14 protein-coding genes are annotated in these 18369 nt (G+C 71.8%); 10 read left to right on the top strand and 4 right to left on the bottom strand.

Features of this window, described 5'->3' with window-relative positions; genetic code table 11:
* Window positions 1-81: 81 nt before the first annotated feature.
* From ACFOVU_RS04530 to cimA, 8 genes are all read left to right on the top strand, one after another.
* A complete protein-coding gene (locus ACFOVU_RS04530) occupies window positions 82-2784 on the top strand; it encodes a putative bifunctional diguanylate cyclase/phosphodiesterase (RefSeq protein WP_378530050.1) in 2703 nt (900 codons plus the stop codon).
* A 420-nt stretch (window positions 2785-3204) separates the two neighbouring features.
* The gene (locus ACFOVU_RS04535) at window positions 3205-4965 is read left to right on the top strand and encodes an acetolactate synthase large subunit (RefSeq protein WP_378530052.1); all 1761 of its coding nucleotides are present in this window, start codon (window positions 3205-3207) and stop codon (window positions 4963-4965) included.
* Between the two features lie 42 nt (window positions 4966-5007).
* Window positions 5008-5532: an acetolactate synthase small subunit gene (gene ilvN, locus ACFOVU_RS04540; RefSeq protein ID WP_378530054.1), complete on the top strand. Its 525-nt coding sequence runs from the start codon at window positions 5008-5010 to the stop codon at window positions 5530-5532.
* 98 nt (window positions 5533-5630) lie between these two features.
* Window positions 5631-6626, top strand: coding sequence for a ketol-acid reductoisomerase (gene ilvC, locus ACFOVU_RS04545; protein WP_378530057.1), 996 nt, complete (start codon window positions 5631-5633; stop codon window positions 6624-6626).
* Between the two features lie 196 nt (window positions 6627-6822).
* Window positions 6823-8409, top strand: coding sequence for a phosphoglycerate dehydrogenase (serA, locus tag ACFOVU_RS04550; RefSeq protein WP_378530059.1), 1587 nt, complete (start codon window positions 6823-6825; stop codon window positions 8407-8409).
* Between the two features lie 697 nt (window positions 8410-9106).
* Window positions 9107-10171 carry a 3-isopropylmalate dehydrogenase gene (locus tag ACFOVU_RS04555; RefSeq protein WP_378530061.1) on the top strand — a complete coding sequence of 355 codons (1065 nt, stop codon included), beginning with the start codon at window positions 9107-9109 and terminating at the stop codon, window positions 10169-10171.
* A 248-nt stretch (window positions 10172-10419) separates the two neighbouring features.
* Complete coding sequence (locus ACFOVU_RS04560) at window positions 10420-11538, top strand: branched-chain amino acid aminotransferase (protein WP_378530063.1); 1119 nt, start codon at window positions 10420-10422, stop codon at window positions 11536-11538.
* A 345-nt stretch (window positions 11539-11883) separates the two neighbouring features.
* On the top strand, window positions 11884-13467 hold the full coding sequence (gene cimA / locus ACFOVU_RS04565) for a citramalate synthase (protein ID WP_378530065.1): 1584 nt from the start codon (window positions 11884-11886) through the stop codon (window positions 13465-13467).
* Window positions 13468-13509: 42 nt separating this feature from the next.
* Here cimA and ACFOVU_RS04570 read toward each other — a convergent pair whose 3' ends face one another.
* The 4 genes from ACFOVU_RS04570 to ACFOVU_RS04585 all read right to left on the bottom strand — a co-directional run bounded on the left by ACFOVU_RS04570 (window position 13510) and on the right by ACFOVU_RS04585 (window position 15785).
* A complete protein-coding gene (locus tag ACFOVU_RS04570) occupies window positions 13510-14289 on the bottom strand; it encodes a DUF3152 domain-containing protein (RefSeq protein ID WP_378530067.1) in 780 nt (259 codons plus the stop codon).
* Between the two features lie 164 nt (window positions 14290-14453).
* Window positions 14454-14819: an antibiotic biosynthesis monooxygenase family protein gene (locus ACFOVU_RS04575; protein ID WP_378530069.1), complete on the bottom strand. Its 366-nt coding sequence runs from the start codon at window positions 14817-14819 to the stop codon at window positions 14454-14456.
* A 70-nt stretch (window positions 14820-14889) separates the two neighbouring features.
* Window positions 14890-15318 carry an SRPBCC family protein gene (locus ACFOVU_RS04580; protein ID WP_378530071.1) on the bottom strand — a complete coding sequence of 143 codons (429 nt, stop codon included), beginning with the start codon at window positions 15316-15318 and terminating at the stop codon, window positions 14890-14892.
* 35 nt (window positions 15319-15353) lie between these two features.
* The gene (locus ACFOVU_RS04585) at window positions 15354-15785 is read right to left on the bottom strand and encodes an SRPBCC family protein (RefSeq protein WP_378530073.1); all 432 of its coding nucleotides are present in this window, start codon (window positions 15783-15785) and stop codon (window positions 15354-15356) included.
* Window positions 15786-16017: 232 nt separating this feature from the next.
* Here ACFOVU_RS04585 and ACFOVU_RS04590 point away from each other — a divergent pair, with 232 nt between their 5' ends.
* On the top strand, window positions 16018-16830 hold the full coding sequence (locus tag ACFOVU_RS04590; protein WP_378530075.1) for a fumarylacetoacetate hydrolase family protein: 813 nt from the start codon (window positions 16018-16020) through the stop codon (window positions 16828-16830).
* Window positions 16831-16907: 77 nt separating this feature from the next.
* The gene (gltX, locus tag ACFOVU_RS04595; RefSeq protein WP_378530077.1) at window positions 16908-18359 is read left to right on the top strand and encodes a glutamate--tRNA ligase; all 1452 of its coding nucleotides are present in this window, start codon (window positions 16908-16910) and stop codon (window positions 18357-18359) included.
* Window positions 18360-18369 lie beyond the last annotated feature (10 nt).

The raw sequence follows: 18369 nt of genomic DNA on the forward strand, positions 1-18369 counted from the left end.
CATGACGACCACGGCCGCAGCCGGGCGCCACCGGGCCCACAACGCGCGCACCGGCTCCGGCTCCCCCTGGGGAGGCCGGTCATGAAGGCCGACTCCCGTATCTGGCTCGGGGGCATCGTCGCCCTCACGGTGCTCTACGCCCTGGGCACGCTCACGGTCGACGGCGGCCTGTCGCTGACCGAGCGCCTGGGCAACTGGCCGACCGCCGTCGCGGCGGGGGCGGCGGCCGTCTCCCTGCTGTACTCCGCGCGCACCCGCGCCGCCACGGCGGCCGACGGCGAGGCCAACGCCGACGGTGCCGACGGCGCGGCCGGGCTGCGCTTCCTGGGGTTCGCCGCGCTGGCCTGGTGCGCCGGGTCGGTCACCTATGCGGTCACGGGCCTGCTCAGCGCCAACGCCGCGGTCACACTGACCTTCGGCGACCTGTTCATGCTCTTCGCCCTGCCGCTGTTCGTCCTGGGCTTCACGAAGTTCGCCCCGCTGCCGCGCGGGGTCCGCCCGGCGGTGCGGCACTTCACCGACTGCTACGTCTGCGCGGCCGCGGTCTTCTCGGTGGTGTGGCTGCTGCTGTTCGCCCCGCTCTACAGCGAGCTGGGCGAGGGGGCCGGGTTCCTGGCGTTCGCCCTCGTCTACCCGGTGGCCGACATCGCCGTGCTGTGCCTGCTGGCCCCGCTGGTGGCCACCTCGCCGCACAGCACGCGGCGCGCGGTCCTGCTGGCGATCGGCGCGTTCGTCATCATCTGCGGCGCCGACCTCATCGGCGCGGTCAGCCGGCTGACCGGGGTCGCGCCGGCGGGCGGGATCGAGTACCCGGTGCGGCTGCTGGGCTTCGCGCTGCTGGCCAGCCTGCCGTGGCTGATCCGCGACCGCGCGGGGGCCGAGCCGCGCCGGATCACCGGCCGCGGGCTGTACCGGTTCGCGCCCGAGATCGCCGCCGCCGGGGCGCTCGCCGTCGCGGCGGTCGTGCTGACCATCGGCGGGCTGCGCCTGGAGGGCGTCGCGCCGGTGCTCCCGCTGGCGGCGGGGTCGGCGGTGGTGGTGCTGCTGGTGCGGGTGAGCGGGGTCCTGGAGGAGAACGCCACCCTGAGCCGCATGGTGCACACCCGCGAGCAGCACTTCCACGAGCTGGCCCGCAACAGCGGCGACGTCATCCTCATCCTCGACTTCGACGCCCGGATCTTCTACGTCAGCCCCGGTGCGGCCGAGGCCTTCGGCTACCGGCTCGACGACGTCCTGGCCGAGCCCGTCACCGCGATCGTGCACCCCGAGGACCTGCCGCAGGTCGGGGCGGCGATGACGGAGTTCCAGCGCGGGGCGGGCAAGGGGATCCACCTGCGCCTGCGGGTGCGCTCCGGCGACGGCACCTGGCGCCATACCGAGTCCACCGCCTCGCTCTACGAGCAGCCCGGCGAACCCGACCGGCTGCTGGTGACCACCCGCGACATCAGCGCCCAGGTGGCGCTGGAGGACCAGGTCAACCACCTGACCTTCCACGACGGCATCACCGGCCTGCCCAACCGCGCCTACCTGGAGGAGCGGGCGCGCGAGGTGCTGGCGCGGCGCGAGCCCATCGGCGGCGCGCACGAGGTCGCCGCGATCTTCCTGGACCTCGACGGCTTCACCGCGGTCAACGACTCCGCGGGCCACACCTTCGGCGACTACCTGCTGGCGCAGGCCGCACGGCGGCTGCGCGCCACCACCGACTCCGGCGTCACGCTGGCCAGGTGGGGCGGCGACGAGTTCGCCGTGCTGATCGAGGAGAGCGCCCACGCCCAGCAGGTCGTCGACCTCGCCGAGCGGCTGGCCCGCGTCATCAGCGCCGATCCGTTCCAGGTGGCCGACCGCGAGGTCGTGCTGACCGCGAGCGCCGGGGTGGCCTTCGCCGAGCGGGGGATGGACAGCGGCGAGCTGCTGCGCAACGCCGACATGGCCATGGCGCGCGCCAAGGAGCAGGGCGGCGGCGGGCGGCTGGAGATCTACGCGGCCGACATGCACGCCCAGGTGGTGGGCCGCCTGGAGTTGCAGACCGAGCTGCGCCAGGCGCTGGCCAACGGCGACTTCCTGCTGGAGTACCAGCCGGTCGTGGACCTGGAGAGCTCGCAGGTGACCGCGGTCGAGGCGCTGGTGCGCTGGCGGCGCGGCGACGAGCTGGTGATGCCCGACGTGTTCATCGGGCCCGCCGAGCAGTCGGGGCTGATCGTGCCGCTGGGCGAGTGGATCCTGCGCGAGGCGTGCGCGAAGGTGGCGCTCTGGCGCGCTTCCGACTGGGACATCGCGCTGTCGGTGAACCTGTCGGTCAAGCAGGTGCTGCAACCGCGGTTCGTCGAGACCGTGGCCGGTGTCCTGGCCGAGAGCGGGCTGCCCGCCGGGGTGCTGACCATGGAGGTCGACGAGGAGGTGCTGCTGGAGAACCCGGGCGAGGCCGTGGAGCGCCTGTCGGAGCTGCGCCGCCTGGGGGTCCGGCTGGCGATCGACGACTTCGGCATGGGCTACGCGTCGCTGGCGCACCTGCGCCAGCTGCGGGTCGACGCGATCAAGATCGACCCGTCGTTCATCCGCGACCTCGGCTCCGACGGAACGGTCACCCTGCTCACCCACACGATCATCCGGCTGGGCCAGGACCTCGGGATGCAGGTCATCGCCGAAGGCATCGAGCGCGCGGAGCAGCTGGAGCAGCTGCGCTCCATGGGCTGCGGGTACGGGCAGGGGTTCCTGGTGGCGCGCCCGATGGTCGCCGGGGGCGTCGAGGCGCTGGTGGGCGGCGAGGCCGAGATCGCGCTGTAGGGGGCGGCTAGGGGTCCGTGTGCGGCCTCCGCTGGCCCCGGGCGGGGGTGCCGGGGAATCCGGTGGTCAGCGCCGGTGTACGGTATACGCTCGCCGGCCGCCGGTGGCGGCCCCGGGCGTCTCCCCGTGTTTCAGGCGTGCGACGTGGATGTTCGCCGGTCCGGCGCGACCTGCATAGAAATCGTATGCTGAGCGTCACATCTCACAACGTGAGACAAAGTGGTGTTTCAGTTGACGGGTGACCCGTCCTCGGCCAAAGTTGACAGCGTGCAGAGCAACTTCTTCCTCATTCTCGTACTTGGTCGGCGCGCAGCCGTCTGACCGGGTCATTCGCTGCGCGCTCCCCTCAACCGCATCCCGGCGGTGAGGGGTTTTTTGTTGCCAGGCACACCCGACGACGACCCTCCAAAGGATCTTGTGATGACCGAGCAGATGACCGGAGCCCAATCGCTCATCAGGTCACTGGAGCATGCCGGTGTCGACGTGGTTTTCGGGATCCCCGGCGGTGCGATCCTTCCGGCCTACGACCCCCTGTACGACTCCGCCGCGGTGCGGCACATCCTCATGCGCCACGAGCAGGGCGCCGGTCACGCCGCCGAGGGCTACGCCTACGCCACCGGCCGCCCCGGTGTCTGCATGGCCACCAGCGGGCCCGGCGCGACCAACCTGGTCACCCCGCTCGCCGACGCCCACATGGACTCCGTGCCGATGGTCGCGATCACCGGCCAGGTCGCCGGCCCCGCGATCGGCACCGACGCCTTCCAGGAAGCCGACATCTGCGGCATCACCCAGCCGGTCACCAAGCACAACTACCTCGTCCGCCACGCCGCCGACATCCCCCGGACCATCGCCGAGGCGTTCCACATCGCCTCCACCGGACGCCCCGGGCCGGTGCTCGTCGACATCGCCAAGGACGCCCTCCAGGCCACCACCGCGTTCTCCTGGCCCCAGCGCCTGGACCTGCCCGGCTACCGCCCCGTCAGCAAACCGCACGGCAAGCAGGTCCGCGAGGCCGCGCGGATGATCGCCGAAGCGCGCCGCCCCGTGCTCTACGTCGGCGGCGGGGTCCTGCGGGCCGGCGCCAGCCAGGAGCTGCGCGTCCTCGCCGAGCTCACCGGGCTGCCCGTCGTCACCACGCTCATGGCCCGCGGCGTCTTCCCCGACAGCCACCCCCAGCACCTGGGGATGCCCGGCATGCACGGCAGCGTCTCGGCCGTGGGCGCGTTGCAGAAGGCCGACCTGATCGTCGCCCTGGGCGCCCGGTTCGACGACCGGGTCACCGGGCGACTCGACAGCTTCGCCCGCGACGCCAAGATCGTCCACGCCGACATCGACCCCGCCGAGATCTCCAAGAACCGCCACGCCGACGTGCCGATCGTCGGTGACTGCCGCGAGGTCATCGCCGACCTCGTCGTGGCCGTCCGCAACGACCAGACCGCCGGCCGCCAGGGCGACTACGCCGCCTGGTGGTCACAGCTCAACCGGCTGCGCGACACCTACCCGCTGGGCTACGACGCGCCCGATGACGGTAGTCTCGCCCCGCAGCAGGTGATCCAGCGCCTGGGCGAGATCGTCGGACCCGACGCCGCCTACGTGGCGGGGGTCGGCCAGCACCAGATGTGGGCGGCCCAGTTCATCGGCTATGAGAAGCCCGGTTCCTTCATCAACTCCGGTGGCCTGGGCACCATGGGCTTCTCGGTGCCCGCTGCACTCGGAGCCAAGGTCGGCGACCCCGGCCGGACCGTGTGGTCGATCGACGGCGACGGCTGCTTCCAGATGACCAATCAGGAGCTCGCCACCTGCGCCGTCGAGGGCATCCCGATCAAGGTCGCCGTCGTCAACAACGGCAACCTCGGCATGGTGCGCCAGTGGCAGACGCTCTTCTACGAGGGCCGCTACTCCAACACCGACCTCCAGACCGCGCCCAGAGACGAGAAGGTCCGCATCCCGGACTTCGTCCGCCTGGCCGAGGCGTACGGTTGTGTCGGCCTCCGCTGCGAGCGGGCCGAGGACATCGACGCCACCATCGAGAAGGCCATGGCCGTCGACGACGCCCCGGTTGTCGTCGACTTCACCGTCAACCACGACGCGATGGTCTGGCCGATGGTCGCCGCGGGCACCAGCAACGACAGCATCCAGTACGCGCGCGAAATGGCGCCCGACTGGGACGACGAGGACTGACGGGCCGCCAGGCCTCTAAGGAAGGGCAACGGACTTAGGAAAATGAGCCAGCACACGCTCTCCGTCCTCGTGGAAGACACCCCGGGCATCCTCGCCAGGGCCTCGGCGCTGTTCTCCCGCCGCGGATTCAACATCAACTCCCTCAGTGTCAGCACCACCGAATACGAGGGCCTGTCCCGCATGACGATCGTGGTCAACTGCGACCGCCACCCCTTGGAGCAGGTGACCAAGCAGCTCAACAAGCTGGTCAACGTCATCAAGATCGTCGAGATGGACAACGACGCCTCCGTGCGCAGGGAACTCCTGCTCGCGAAGGTCAAGGCCGACGCCGGCAGCCGACCGCACGTCATCCAGACCGCGGAACTGTTCCGGGCGCACGTCGTCGACGTCGGGCCCGACGTCGTCGTCATCGAGGCCACCGGTAAACCCGAGAAGCTCGACGCGCTGATCCGCAACCTCGAACCGTTCGGGATCAAGGAACTGGTCAAGTCCGGGCTGGTCGCGCTGGGCCGCGGGCCGAGGTCGATCACCGACCGCTCGCTGCGCGCCATCGACCGGAGCGCCTGACCGCTCCGGCCGCCCGGAACCCCGCCGACCACCTTCCGTCGGCCCGGCCGCCCTGCCGGACCGGCCACCGCCCAGCCATCGACAAGGAGTAAGCCGAAGTGGCAGCAGAGATGTACTACGACGACAACGCCGACCTGAGCATCATCCAGGGACGCAAGGTCGCCGTGATCGGTTACGGCAGCCAGGGGCACGCGCACGCGCTGTCGCTGCGCGACTCCGGCGTGGACGTCCGCGTGGGCCTCGCCGAGGGCTCCGGCAGCCGCGCCAAGGCCGAGGAGGCCGGCCTGCGCGTCGTCACCCCCGCCGTGGCGGCCCAGGAAGCCGACCTGATCATGATCCTGGTCCCCGACCACATCCACCGCGACCTCTACGCCAACGAGATCGCCCCCCACCTCAAGGCCGGCGACGCCCTCTTCTTCGGCCACGGCTTCAGCATCCGCTACGACCTCATCACCCCGCCGGCCGACGTCGACGTCGCGATGGTCGCCCCCAAGGGCCCCGGCCACCTGGTCCGCCGCCAGTTCGAGGAGGGGCGCGGCGTCCCGGTCCTGGTCGCCGTGGAGCAGAACCCCACCGGCGGCGCCTGGGAGCTCGCGCTGTCCTACGCCAAGGGCATCGGCGGCACCCGCGCCGGCGCGCTGAAGACCACCTTCACCGAGGAGACCGAAACCGACCTGTTCGGTGAGCAGGCCGTCCTCTGCGGTGGCCTCTCCGAGCTGATCAAGGCCGGGTTCACCACCCTCACCGAGGCCGGCTACCAGCCCGAGGTCGCCTACTTCGAGTGCCTGCACGAGGTCAAGCTGATCGTCGACCTCATGTACGAGGGCGGCATCTCCAAGATGAACTGGTCGGTGTCGGACAACGCCGAGTACGGCGGCTACACCCGCGGCCCGCGCGTGGTCACCGAGCAGACCCGCGAGGACATGCGCCGCATCCTCGGCGAGATCCGCGACGGCAGCTACGCCCGCGAGCTGGTGGCGGAGTTCGACGCCGGCCGGCCGAACTTCCTCAAGCGCCGCGAGGCCGAGCAGAACGAGCCGATCGAGAAGGTGGGCGCCGAGCTGCGCCCGCTGATGAGCTGGCTCAAGGGCTGATCACCCCGGCGGCCCGCCTCCGCCGGGGGCGGGCCGCCGTCGGCAGGTCCGGGGCGAACGCGGCGGCACCGGCCACCCCCACCCTTTCCGCTCGCGTTCCCCACCACCGCACTAGACTTCCGGGGACAGTCCACCGAGCCCCGCCGTGGGGCCGCCCCCGGTGCGTCCACGTCGCAACCCGTATAAGGATCTCGCTGTGCCCAAGCCCGCCGTACTCGTCGCGGAAGAACTCTCGCCCGCCGGCCTCGCCCTGTTGGAGGGGGACTTCGAGGTCCGCCACACCAACGGCGCCGACCGCTCCCAGCTGCTGCCGGCCCTCGCCGACGTCGACGCCCTCATCGTGCGCAGCGCGACCCAGGTCGACGCCGAGGCCCTGGCCGCCGCCCCCCGGCTCAAGGTGGTGGCGCGCGCCGGTGTCGGCCTGGACAACGTCGACGTCGAGGCCTCCACCAAGGCCGGCGTGCTGGTCGTGAACGCCCCCACTTCCAACATCGTCAGCGCGGCCGAGCAGGCCGTCAACCTGCTGCTCGCCTCGGCGCGCAACACCGCGCCGGCGCACAACGCCCTCATCAACGGCGAGTGGAAGCGCTCCAAGTACACCGGCGTGGAGCTCTACGACAAGACCGTGGGCGTGGTGGGCCTGGGCCGCATCGGCGCGCTGGTCGCGCAGCGGCTCTCGGCGTTCGGCACCCGGCTGATCTCCTACGACCCGTTCGTGCAGCCGGCCCGCGCCGCGCAGATCGGCGTCGAGATGGTCACCCTGGACGAGCTGCTGGAGCGCAGCGACTTCATCACCATCCACCTGCCCAAGAACAAGGACACCCTCGGCCTCATCGGCGACGACGCGCTGGCCAAGGTCAAGCCGGACGTGCGGATCATCAACGCGGCGCGCGGCGGGATCCTCGACGAGGACGCGCTCTACCGCGCACTCAAGGAGGGGCGCGTCGGCGGCGCCGGCATCGACGTGTGGGCCAAGGAGCCCTGCACCGACAGCCCGCTGTTCGAGTTCGAGAACGTCGTCGTCGCCCCGCACCTGGGTGCCAGCACCCACGAGGCGCAGGAGAAGGCCGGCACGCAGGTGGCGCGGTCGGTGAAGCTGGCGCTGTCCGGCGAGTTCGTCCCCGACGCCGTCAACGTCCAGGGCGGCGCGGTGGCCGAGGAGGTCAAGCCGGGGCTGCCGCTGACCGAGAAGCTCGGCCGCATCTTCACCGCCCTCGCGGGCGGCGTGGCCAGCCGCATCGACGTCGAGGTACGCGGCGAGATCGCGGTGCACGACGTCAAGGTCGTGGAGCTGGCCGCGCTCAAGGGCGTGTTCGGCGACGTCGTCGAGGAAGCCGTGACCTTCGTCAACGCACCGCTGCTGGCCAAGGACCGCGGGGTCGAGGTCAACCTCGTCACCAGCGAGGACCACTCCGACTGGCGCAACCTGATCACGGTGCGCGGGGTGCTGCCCGACGGCCAGAACGTATCGGTCTCGGGCACCCTGTCGGGGCCCCGGCACACCGAGAAGCTGGTCGCGCTCAACGGCTACACCATGGAGATCACGCTCAGTGAGCACATGGCGTTCCTGTCCTACGACGATCGCCCCGGCATCGTGGGGTCCGTGGGCGCGCTGCTCGGCGACGCCGGCGTCAACATCGCGGGCATGCAGGTCAGCCGGGACCAGGAGGGCGGCAAGGCGCTGATCACGCTGACCGTCGACTCCCGCATCCCCGAGGCCACGCTCGGCGCGATCTCCACCGAGATCTCGGCCGAGACCACCCGCCAGGTCGACCTCGACTAGCACCCTTCCGCGACACCGGGGCCGTCCGCGCAGGTGAGTGCGGGCGGCCCCGCGCGTTGCCCGGGGTGTTTTATGCGAATACTCGGACATCCGATAGTCTGTCGTCCTAGGAGATGGGCGAACAGTGATCACACTGGCCCCGCCGCCGGACCGCCGAACCCGCGGGCCCGGCAGGGCGGGGGGAACGCCCGCGCACGCCGCTCCGCCGCCGGCACACCGCACGGCGCGGCGGGCGCCGACCGGTACGGCGATCCCACCGGGCCCGGCGCGCATCCGTTCCCGCACCCCGCCGAAGGGCCCTGCCGCCTCGTGCCCCGCGGCTCCGTGCTTTACCACCACGCCTCGACTCTGGGGAACCCCATGTACGACCTCACCACGTCCCGCGCCGACGCCGACGACGAGACCGCCCGCGCGCTCCAGGACGCCCTGGACCGCCGGGACAACGGCGGCCTGCCCGCTGGCGCCGACGGCTGACGCACGAAGCCGTCCCCTCCCCGGCCTCCGCTCCGGGGATGCCCCGCTGTGCGCGGATGCGCCGGTCGGCGGGGTGGGCGCCGCGGCGGAACGCTAAAGTCGTCTCATACACCGTTCCCTCTGGTCTCATCATGTGAGACGTCAGAGGTCGGCCGAGCCGGTGCCCGCCTCCCTGGGCGCCGGTCGCCACCGAGACCACCACCGAAGTAGAGGCTGGGCTTATATGGCTGAGCGCACTGTGAAGTTGGCCGTCATCCCCGGCGACGGCATCGGCCCCGAGGTCGTCGCCGAAGGGTTGAAGGTCCTTTCCGCCGCCGCCCCCGCGCACGATCTCGCGCTGGAGACCACCGAATACGAGCTGGGCGCCAAGCGCTGGCACGCCACCGGTGAGACCCTGCCCGACTCCGTCGAGGAGGAGCTGCGCGGCCACGAGGCCATCCTCCTCGGCGCCGTGGGCGACCCCAGCGTGCCCAGCGGGGTCCTGGAACGCGGCCTGCTGCTGCGCCTGCGCTTCTCCTTCGCCCACTACGTCAACCTGCGGCCCGTGCGCCTCTACCCGGGTGTGGCCACGCCGCTGGCCGGCACCGTGCCCGAGGACATCGACATGCTCGTCGTCCGCGAGGGCACCGAGGGCCCCTACGCCGGCATGGGCGGGGTGATGCGCAAGGGCACGCCCGGCGAGATCGCCACCCAGGACAGCGTCAACACCCGCTTCGGTGTCGAGCGCGTCGTCCGCTACGCCTTCGCCAAGGCGGCGCAGCGCCCGCGCAAGAAGCTCACCCTGGTGCACAAGGACAACGTGCTCACCTTCGCCGGGGAGCTCTGGCAGCGCGTGGTGCGCGAGGTCGGCGCCGAGTACCCCCAGGTCGCGGTCGACTACCTGCACGTCGACGCCGCCACCATGTTCTTCGTGACCCAGCCGGGGCGCTTCGACGTCGTGGTCACCGACAACCTGTTCGGCGACATCCTCACCGACCTCGGCGCGGCCGTCGCGGGCGGCATCGGCCTGGCCGCCAGCGGCAACATCAACCCCGAGAACGCCTCCCCCAGCATGTTCGAGCCCGTCCACGGCTCGGCCCCCGACATCGCCGGGCAGGGCGTCGCCGATCCCACCGCCACCATCCTGTCCTCGGCGCTGCTCCTGGACCACCTGGGCCTGCCCGACGCCGCCCGCCGCATCGAGCGCGCGGTCGCCGACGACCTCCAGGCGCGGGCGAAGGACGGCGGCGAGCGCTCCACCGCCCGGATCGGCGACGACATCGCCCGCCGAGTAGCCGAGCAGGGCTGAGCCACGACGCCTCGGCCCTGCTGGAACGATCGGCGCGGCCGGGGCGGACACCGCTTCCATGGGGACCCATGGGGCGGTCATGCCGCAGCGGGCGCGCCGTGCCCACACGGCGCGCCCTTCGCCATTCCTAGCCAAGGTCTGTCCACAGGCAGGACACGGCCCTACCCCCCGGGTGCGCCCTTCCGTCACACTAGATTGCAGGTCGGCAGTGCTGCCGGCCTGATGCACCCGAGAGGACTTGACCACCCATGGACAGCAGCACCACCACAAGCGGGTTGACGTTCGACATCCGGCTCTCCTCCCAGCGGAAGACCCCGCAGGAGCGAGCGGAGCTCCTGGACAGTCCCGGGTTCGGCACCGTGTTCACCGACCACATGGTCACCATCCGCTACGCCGAGGGCAAGGGCTGGTACGACCCCCGCCTGGAGGCCTACGGCCCGATCACGCTCGACCCCGCCACCGCGGCGCTCCACTACGCGCAGGAGATCTTCGAGGGCCTGAAGGCCTACCGCCACCCCGACGGCTCCGTCGCCACCTTCCGGCCCGACGCCAACGCCGCGCGCTTCAACCGCAGCGCCCGCCGCATGGCCATGCCGGAGCTGCCCGAGGACCTCTTCCTCGGCGCCATCTCCACCCTGCTCGAACACGACTCCGAATGGGTCCCAACGCAGGAGAACAGCAGCCTGTACCTGCGGCCCTTCATGTTCGCCACCGATGTCGGCCTCGGGGTCAACAACCCGTCGCGCAGCTACCTGTTCGTCCTCATCGCCTCCCCCTCGGGGGCCTACTTCTCCGGCGGCGTCCGGCCGGTCACCGTGTGGCTCAGCGAGGACTACACCCGCGCCGCGCCCGGCGGCACCGGCGAGGCAAAGTTCGCCGGCAACTACGCCGCGAGCTTCCTCGCCCAGGCCCAGGCGGTCGAGCAGGGCTGCGATCAGGTCGTCTGGCTCGACGCCGTCGAGCACCGCTGGGTCGAGGAGATGGGCGGGATGAACCTGTTCTTCGTCTTCGGCTCGGGCGACTCCGCCCGCGTGCTCACCCCCGCGCTCACCGGCACCCTGCTCCCCGGCATCACCCGCGACTCCCTGCTCAAGCTCATCCCCGAGCTGGGGTTCCAGGTCGAGGAGGGCCGGCTGTCCATCGACCAGTGGCGGTCCGCCGCCGAATCCGGCGAGCTCACCGAGGTCTTCGCGTGCGGCACCGCCGCCGTCATCACCCCGGTCGGCCACGTCAAGAGCTCCCACGGCGAGTACGCGATCGGCGACGGCTCGCCCGGCCCGATGACCATGCTCCTGCGCGATGAGCTCGTCGCCCTCCAGTACGGCACCCGCGCCGACACCCACGGCTGGGTGCACCGCATCGGGTGACCCCGGCTGCGGCTCCCTGACCGCCCGCGGCCCGTCCGGAACCCCGGCCGGGCCGCACCGGCCGGGCGGTACCCCGCCCGGTGTGCCCCCGGTGTCCGGATCCGGGTGTTTCCCGTATCAGCATGCGAGACGCCACCCCCGTGAACTCGTGGTTCGCCGACCCCCTGTGGCACACTGACACCGTGCCGTCTCACATGACGATTATCGTGAGGCGCGTCGGCTGATCACGGACCCCGCCGGCGCGCCGACCTCTCGTGTCCACGAGGGGTCTTTTTTATTGCCCGATGGCCCCGCCGGCCGGCGACGGCACACCAGCGACCATGTCCACCTGGGGGAGATCCCGCCATGCCAGACGACGGCTTCCACGTCTTCGACACCACCCTGCGCGACGGCGCCCAGCGCGAGGGCATCGCCCTCACCGTCGCCGACAAGATCGCGATCACGCGGCTGCTCGACGCGTACGGCGTGGGCTTCATCGAGGGCGGCTGGCCGGGCGCGAACCCCAAGGACACCGAGTTCTTCCAGCGGGCTTCACGAGAGCTCACGCTGAAGCACGCGCAGCTCACCGCGTTCGGCGCGACCCGCCGTCCCGGTGTGCGGGCGGCCGACGACCCCCAGGTCGCCGCGCTGCGCGACTCCGGTGCGCCGGTCGTCACCCTTGTCGCCAAGAGTGACGGCCGGCACGTCGAACGCGCCCTGCGGACCACCGCGGACGAGAACCTGGCGATGATCGCCGACACCGTCGCCCACCTGCGGGAGCACGGGCGGCGCGTTTTCGTCGACTGCGAGCACTTCTTCGACGGCCACCTGTACGACCCGGGCTACGCCACCGCCGTGGTGCACACCGCGGCCGAGGCGGGCGCCGACGTCGTGGTCCTCTGCGACACCAACGGCGGCATGCTCCCGGCGCAGATCGGCCGCATCGTCGCCGAGGTGCGCGAGGCGACCGGGGCGCGGGTGGGCATCCACGCCCAGGACGACAGCGGGTGCGCGGTCGCCAACACGCTCGCCGCGGTCGACGCCGGCGCCACCCACGTGCAGTGCACCGCCAACGGCTACGGCGAGCGCGTGGGCAACGCCGACCTGTTCTCCGTCGTCGCGGCCCTGGCCCTCAAGCACGGCCGCGACGTCCTGCCCGCGGGCTGCCTGGCCGAGACCACCCGGGTCTCCCAGGCCATCGCCGAGCTGGTGAACATCGCCCCCGCCACCCACCAGCCCTACGTGGGGGTGTCGGCGTTCGCCCACAAGGCGGGGCTGCACGCGTCGGCCATCAAGGTCGACCCCGACCTGTACCAGCACATCGACCCGGCCCTGGTGGGCAACGACATGCGGATGCTGGTGTCCGACATGGCGGGGCGCGCATCGGTGGAGCTGAAGGCCAAGGAGATGGGCGTCGACCTGGGCGGCGACCGCGAGCTGCTGGGGCGCGTCGTCGACCGGGTCAAGCGCATGGAACAGGACGGCTACAGCTTCGAGGCGGCCGACGCGTCCCTGGAGCTGCTGCTGCGCGCGGAGCTGGGCCGCCCGGCGCGCTTCTTCACCGCGGAGTCCTGGCGGGTGATCACCGAGCGGCGGGCCGACGGCGGCGGCATCAGCGAGGCCACGGTGAAGCTGGACGTCGGCGGCGAGCGCGTCATCGCCACCGCCGAGGGCAACGGACCCGTCAACGCGCTGGACCGCGCCCTGCGCGCGGCCGTTGAGGGCGCCCACCCGGCGCTGGACGGCTTCGAGCTGACCGACTACAAGGTCCGCATCCTCGAAGGCGCGTCGGGGACCGACGCGATCACCCGCATCCTCATCACCTTCGGCGACGGGCGCGGCGAGTGGACCACGGTCGGCGTGGGCGAGAACGTGATCGACGCGTCATGGATCGCGCTGGAGCAGGCGCTCACCTACGGGCTGCTCCGCGGCGCCCCACCGCAGCCGTGAGGCCCCCGGCCGGCGCGCCGGCGCCGCCGGGCACGCCGCGGATCAGGGGAAGGGCAGGCCGTTGGGCTCGCAGCCGTTGAGGGCGAACGTCTGCTGCTGCATCACCGGGGCGGGGTCGCCGCGGCCGGTGCAGTTCACGTGGCCGTGGCCCAGCGCGTGGCCCACCTCGTGGTTGACCACATAGGTCCGGTAGGTCTCCAGGTCGCCGCCGAAGTGCTCCACCCCGCTCACCCAGCGGTTCTGGTTGATGACGACCCGGTCGTCCTGGGAGCAGGAGAGGAAGCCGCCGGTGCGGAGGGGGGTGCACAGCTCATCGGTGGTGTTCGGGGCGGCCAGGGTGACGCGGAAGGCCACCGGTCCGGAGTCGACCCGCTGGAGCGCGACGTCGTCGTCGGCGGGCCACCCGCGGTCGTCGTCGCCGAGGATCTGCTCGACGGCGTTGGCGAAGTCCTCGGGGTCGCCGGGCAGGCCCCGCTCGACCTCCACGAGGTAGCGCCGCAGGACGCCGTCGCCGACCGGCTCGCCCTCGCCCTCGACCACCTCGAGGTTCCCGCTGCCCTCGCGCACCTCGTCGACGACGGAGCGCAGCAGGACCGGGGTTTCGAACGGGGGCGGCTCCGAGGGCGGGGCCTCGGGCTCTGCGGCCGCGGCGCGCTCCCCGGGGCCGTGCGGCCGGGGTTCCGGCTCGGTCCGTTCGAGCACGAGCAGCCCGGCGGCCGCGAGGATGACGGCGAGGCCGAGCAGGGACTCCAGTGACCAGCGGCGTCGGTGGCGCCCCCGGGGACGCCGTTCTCGTGCCGTGTCCGGCGCGGGCGTGGACAACCGGAAAGCCTTTCTGGTCTGGGGTACCGGGTGGTAACAGCATTCCAGAAACAGGCGTTCACCGGGAGGAGGCGACCCCGGCGGATCCGTCCGCGGGATCCGCCGGGGCGCCCTGGGGCAGGCCGGGCCCGGTACCGCGACCGGGTCCCGTCAGCAGCGGGGCGTCAGTTCTCGGCCGTCACGTGCTCCACGACCTCGAAACCCCACAGCTCGCTCGCCGCGGCGGCCGGACCGCCATGGCCGTGCCCATGGCCGTGGCCCGCCGGGGCGGAGCCCTCGGAACGGCCGGCGGCGGCCTGGGCGTGCCCGTGCCGGAACGCGTCGCTCTTCAGCCAGTTCTGGAACGACTCCTCGTCGCGCCAGCGGGTGTAGACCAGGTAGCGGTCGGTGCCCTCGACCGGCCGCAGCAGCTGGAACTCCTCGAACCCGGGCTGGTTCTCGACCAGCCCGGCCCGCCCGGCGAAGCGCTCCTCCAGCGTCGCCCGGGCGTCCTCGGGAACCGTCAGGACGTTGAACTTCACGATGCTCATGGCACCAGTCTGGCCCACGTCGCCCGGGGGCGGCGGCCGCCCCCGCGCCGGGCACGCCCCGGCGCCGCCGTCACTCGGGGGGCGGCCACGTCGACTCCATGTGCTTCTTGAAGCTCTCCAGGTTGACCCGGGTGAGCTCCTTCTCCAGGCCCGGCTCGTCGCCGAACTGCCCCCTGTCGCCCTCGGGGAGCGTGCTGTGCTGGAGCGTGACCCGGCAGCTCCGCGCGCCGGTCGGCCGGAAGGTCACGATCCCGGCGAAGCCGCCGTCGGTGCTGCGCCAGGAGATGCGCTCGCCGGGCACCTGCTCGGTGATCTCGGCGTGCATCCTCTGCTCCCGGCCGGTGGAATCCAGCAGTGTCCAGCTGAGGTGGGTCTCATCGGGGTGCTCGAACGAGAGCACCGTGGGCATGAACTCCGGGAACTCCTCGAACCGGCTCCACTGGTCGTAGGCGACGCGGGCCGGGACGGCCACGTCGACGGCGAGACTCACGTCGGCCACTCGGCACCTCCTCGTCGCGGCGGGCCGGCCCGCTGTCAGACAGGGGGCCGCCACGTGGACTCGATGTGCTTCTTGAAGTTCCGCAGGATCCGTACCGCCCGGCCCTTCTCCACGCCGGGCTGGTCGCCGAACTGCTCCGCCGCGCCCTCGGGGAACGTCGTCAGCTGGAACGTGATCCGGCACGAGCTCTCACCGGTGGGTCGGAAGGTGACCAAGCCGGTGTGGCCGGTGTCGCCGTCGGCGGTGCGCCAGGCGATCCGGTCGCCGGGGACCTGCTGGGTGATGACATCGTCGAACGGCACCGGCCGGCCGTCGACGGTGATGATCCACCGGAGGTGGACGTCGTTGGGCCGCTCCAGGCCCTTCAGATCGGGCATGAAATCGGGCCACTCCTCGAACCGGCTCCACTGGTCGTAGGCGACGCGGCACGGGACCTCGACGTCGATGGCCACGGTTATGTCGGCCATGCCCGCACCTCCGTACCCGTCCCGCGCGGCCGCCCGGCAGCGGGCGCCGCGGAGCCACGGCCGGGGGTTCGTCCTCATGCGCACATCGGTGTGCCCGCGCCATCGCCGCCCCCGCTACCCGGGGCGGCGGCGGGCTAACGTTCCCCTCGGGCGGTCCGCGGCGCGGGCAGCCCCCTCGATAGCCTGAGGTCATCGGATTCCGCAATGGACAGGCAGACAGGTAGGGGACAACGTGCGCATCGCGAGATTCTCGTCCGGCGACGAGGTCGGGTTCGGTCTGATCGACACCGACACCGACGGCGACGGCGACAGCGGGCAGCTGTTCGTGTCCCGGATCAGCGGGCACCCGCTCATGGGCGAATTCCGGCTCACCGGCGAGCGCGCGAAGCTGGAGGACGTCCGGCTGCTGTCGCCGGTGCTGCCCAGCAAGGTCGTGTGCATCGGCAAGAACTACGCCGACCACGTCGCGGAGATGCAGGACATCACCGGCGCCTCCACCGACGAGCCCGTGGTCTTCCTCAAGCCCTCCACCGCGGTGGCCGGCCCCGGCGACCCCGTGTTCCACCCCGCGATCTCCGAGCGGGTCGACTTCGAGGCCGAGCTCGCCATCGTCATCGGCCGGGTGTGCCGGGAGGTGCCGCCCGAGCGCGCGAAGGACGTCATCTTCGGCTACACCTGCGCCAACGACGTCACCGCGCGCGACCTCCAAAAGAGCGACAAGCAGTGGACGCGCGGCAAGGGCTTCGACTCCTTCTGCCCGATCGGCCCCTGGATCGAGACCGGCCTCACCCTGGAGGAGGCCTCTGACCTGCGGGTGACCGCCACCCTCGACGGCGAGCTGAAGCAGGACGGGCGCACGTCGTCGTTCATCCACGACATCCCGGCGCTGATCGCCTACGTGACCTCCTTCATGACCCTCCTGCCCGGCGACGTGCTCCTCACCGGCACCCCCGCAGGCGTGGGCCCGATGCGCGTGGGCTCCGAGGTCACCGTCTCCGTCGAGCGCATCGGCGACCTCACCAACCGGGTCGTCACCCGCGACTGACCGGGCCCGGGGGCGGTGCGCGGGCCGCCCCTGCGTTCGCCCACGTGGCCGGGTGGCGGCGTCGGTAGGCTGGGAACGTGACTGAGACTTCGATTCGCGTGCGCTTCGCGCCGTCCCCGACCGGCATGTTCCACGTTGGCGGCGCGCGCTCCGCGCTCTTCAACTGGGCCCTGGCCCGACAGCGATCCGGCGGCGAGTTCGTGCTCCGCATCGAGGACACCGACGCCGCCCGCAACAGGCCCGAGTGGACCGAGGGCATCATCCGGGCCCTGGCCTGGCTGGGCATCAGCGAGGACGACCCGCACTTCGAGGGCCCCTACTTCCAGTCGGCCTACGCCGACAAGCACCGCGAGACCGCCGCGCGGCTGTACAAGGACGGCAAGGCGTACTTCTGCGACTGCACCCGCGAGCAGGTGCAGGAGCGGCGCGACAACCCGCACCTGGGCTACGACGGCTTCTGCCGCGACCGCGGCCTGGAACCGGGCGCCGGGCGCGCGCTGCGCTTCCGGGTGCCCGACGGCGGACCCACCGTCGTCGACGACCAGATCCGCGGCCGGGTCGAGTTCGACAACAGCTCGATCGAGGACTTCGTGATCGCCCGCGCCGACGGCTCCCCGCTGTTCGTCCTCGCCAACGTGGTCGACGACGTCGAGATGGGCATCAACGAGGTGATCCGCGGCGAGGAGCACCTCTCCAACACCCCCAAGCAGCAGCTGCTGTGGGAGGCGCTCGGCCACACCCCGCCCGGGTGGGCGCACCTGCCGGTGATCGTCAACGAGAAGCGCCAGAAGCTGTCCAAGCGCCGCGACAAGGTGGCCCTGGAGTCCTACCAGGACGAGGGGTACCTGCCCGAGGCGATGGTGAACTACCTCATGCTGCTGGGCTGGGCGCCGGGCGAGGACCGCGAGATCATGCCGTGGTCTCAGATGGAGCCCCTGTTCCGGATCTCCGAGGTGAACAGCTCCAGCGCGTTCTTCGACGAGAGGAAGCTGCGGGCGTTCAACGGCGAGTACATCCGCGCGCTGAGCCCCGAGGAGTTCGCCGAGCGCTGCCGGCCGTGGCTGGCGCCCGATGCCGCGCCGTGGCCCGCGGAGAACTACGACGACGCCGTGTTCCGGGCGATCGCGCCGCTGGCGCAGAGCCGGGTGACGGTGCTCTCCGAGATCGTGCCCAACGTCGACTTCCTCTTCCTGGACGAGCCGGTCGAGGACGAGAAGAGCTGGGCCAAAGCGATGAAGCCCGGTGTCGGCGCCGAGATGCTGACGGCCGCCCTGGAGCGCTTCGCCGACCCCGGGCTGGCCTGGGAGGCCGAACCGCTCAAGGCCGCCGTCGAGGAGGTCGGCACCGGGCTGGGGCTGAAGCTCGGCAAGGCGCAGGCCCCGGTCCGCGTGGCCGTCACCGGGCGCACGGTCGGCCTGCCGCTGTTCGAGTCCCTGGAGCTGCTGGGGCGCGAGCGTGTCCAGCGGCGCCTGTCGGCCGCGCTCGCCAAGCTGAGCGCCCAGGAGACCGCGGCCGCGACCGCGGAGTAGGCGGTGGCGG

It is taken from the genome of Nocardiopsis sediminis, assembly GCF_042650565.1.
Taxonomy (GTDB): domain Bacteria; phylum Actinomycetota; class Actinomycetes; order Streptosporangiales; family Streptosporangiaceae; genus Nocardiopsis_B; species Nocardiopsis_B sediminis.

Coding starts and splice junctions, on each gene's coding strand:
- ACFOVU_RS04530 (WP_378530050.1), top strand. CDS start 82: ATGAAGGCCGACTCCCGTATCTGGCTCGGGGGCATCGTCGCCCTCACG.
- ACFOVU_RS04535 (WP_378530052.1), top strand. CDS start 3,205: ATGACCGAGCAGATGACCGGAGCCCAATCGCTCATCAGGTCACTGGAG.
- ilvN (WP_378530054.1), top strand. CDS start 5,008: ATGAGCCAGCACACGCTCTCCGTCCTCGTGGAAGACACCCCGGGCATC.
- ACFOVU_RS04555 (WP_378530061.1), top strand. CDS start 9,107: ATGGCTGAGCGCACTGTGAAGTTGGCCGTCATCCCCGGCGACGGCATC.
- ACFOVU_RS04560 (WP_378530063.1), top strand. CDS start 10,420: ATGGACAGCAGCACCACCACAAGCGGGTTGACGTTCGACATCCGGCTC.
- cimA (WP_378530065.1), top strand. CDS start 11,884: ATGCCAGACGACGGCTTCCACGTCTTCGACACCACCCTGCGCGACGGC.
- ACFOVU_RS04575 (WP_378530069.1), bottom strand. CDS start 14,819: ATGAGCATCGTGAAGTTCAACGTCCTGACGGTTCCCGAGGACGCCCGG.
- ACFOVU_RS04585 (WP_378530073.1), bottom strand. CDS start 15,785: ATGGCCGACATAACCGTGGCCATCGACGTCGAGGTCCCGTGCCGCGTC.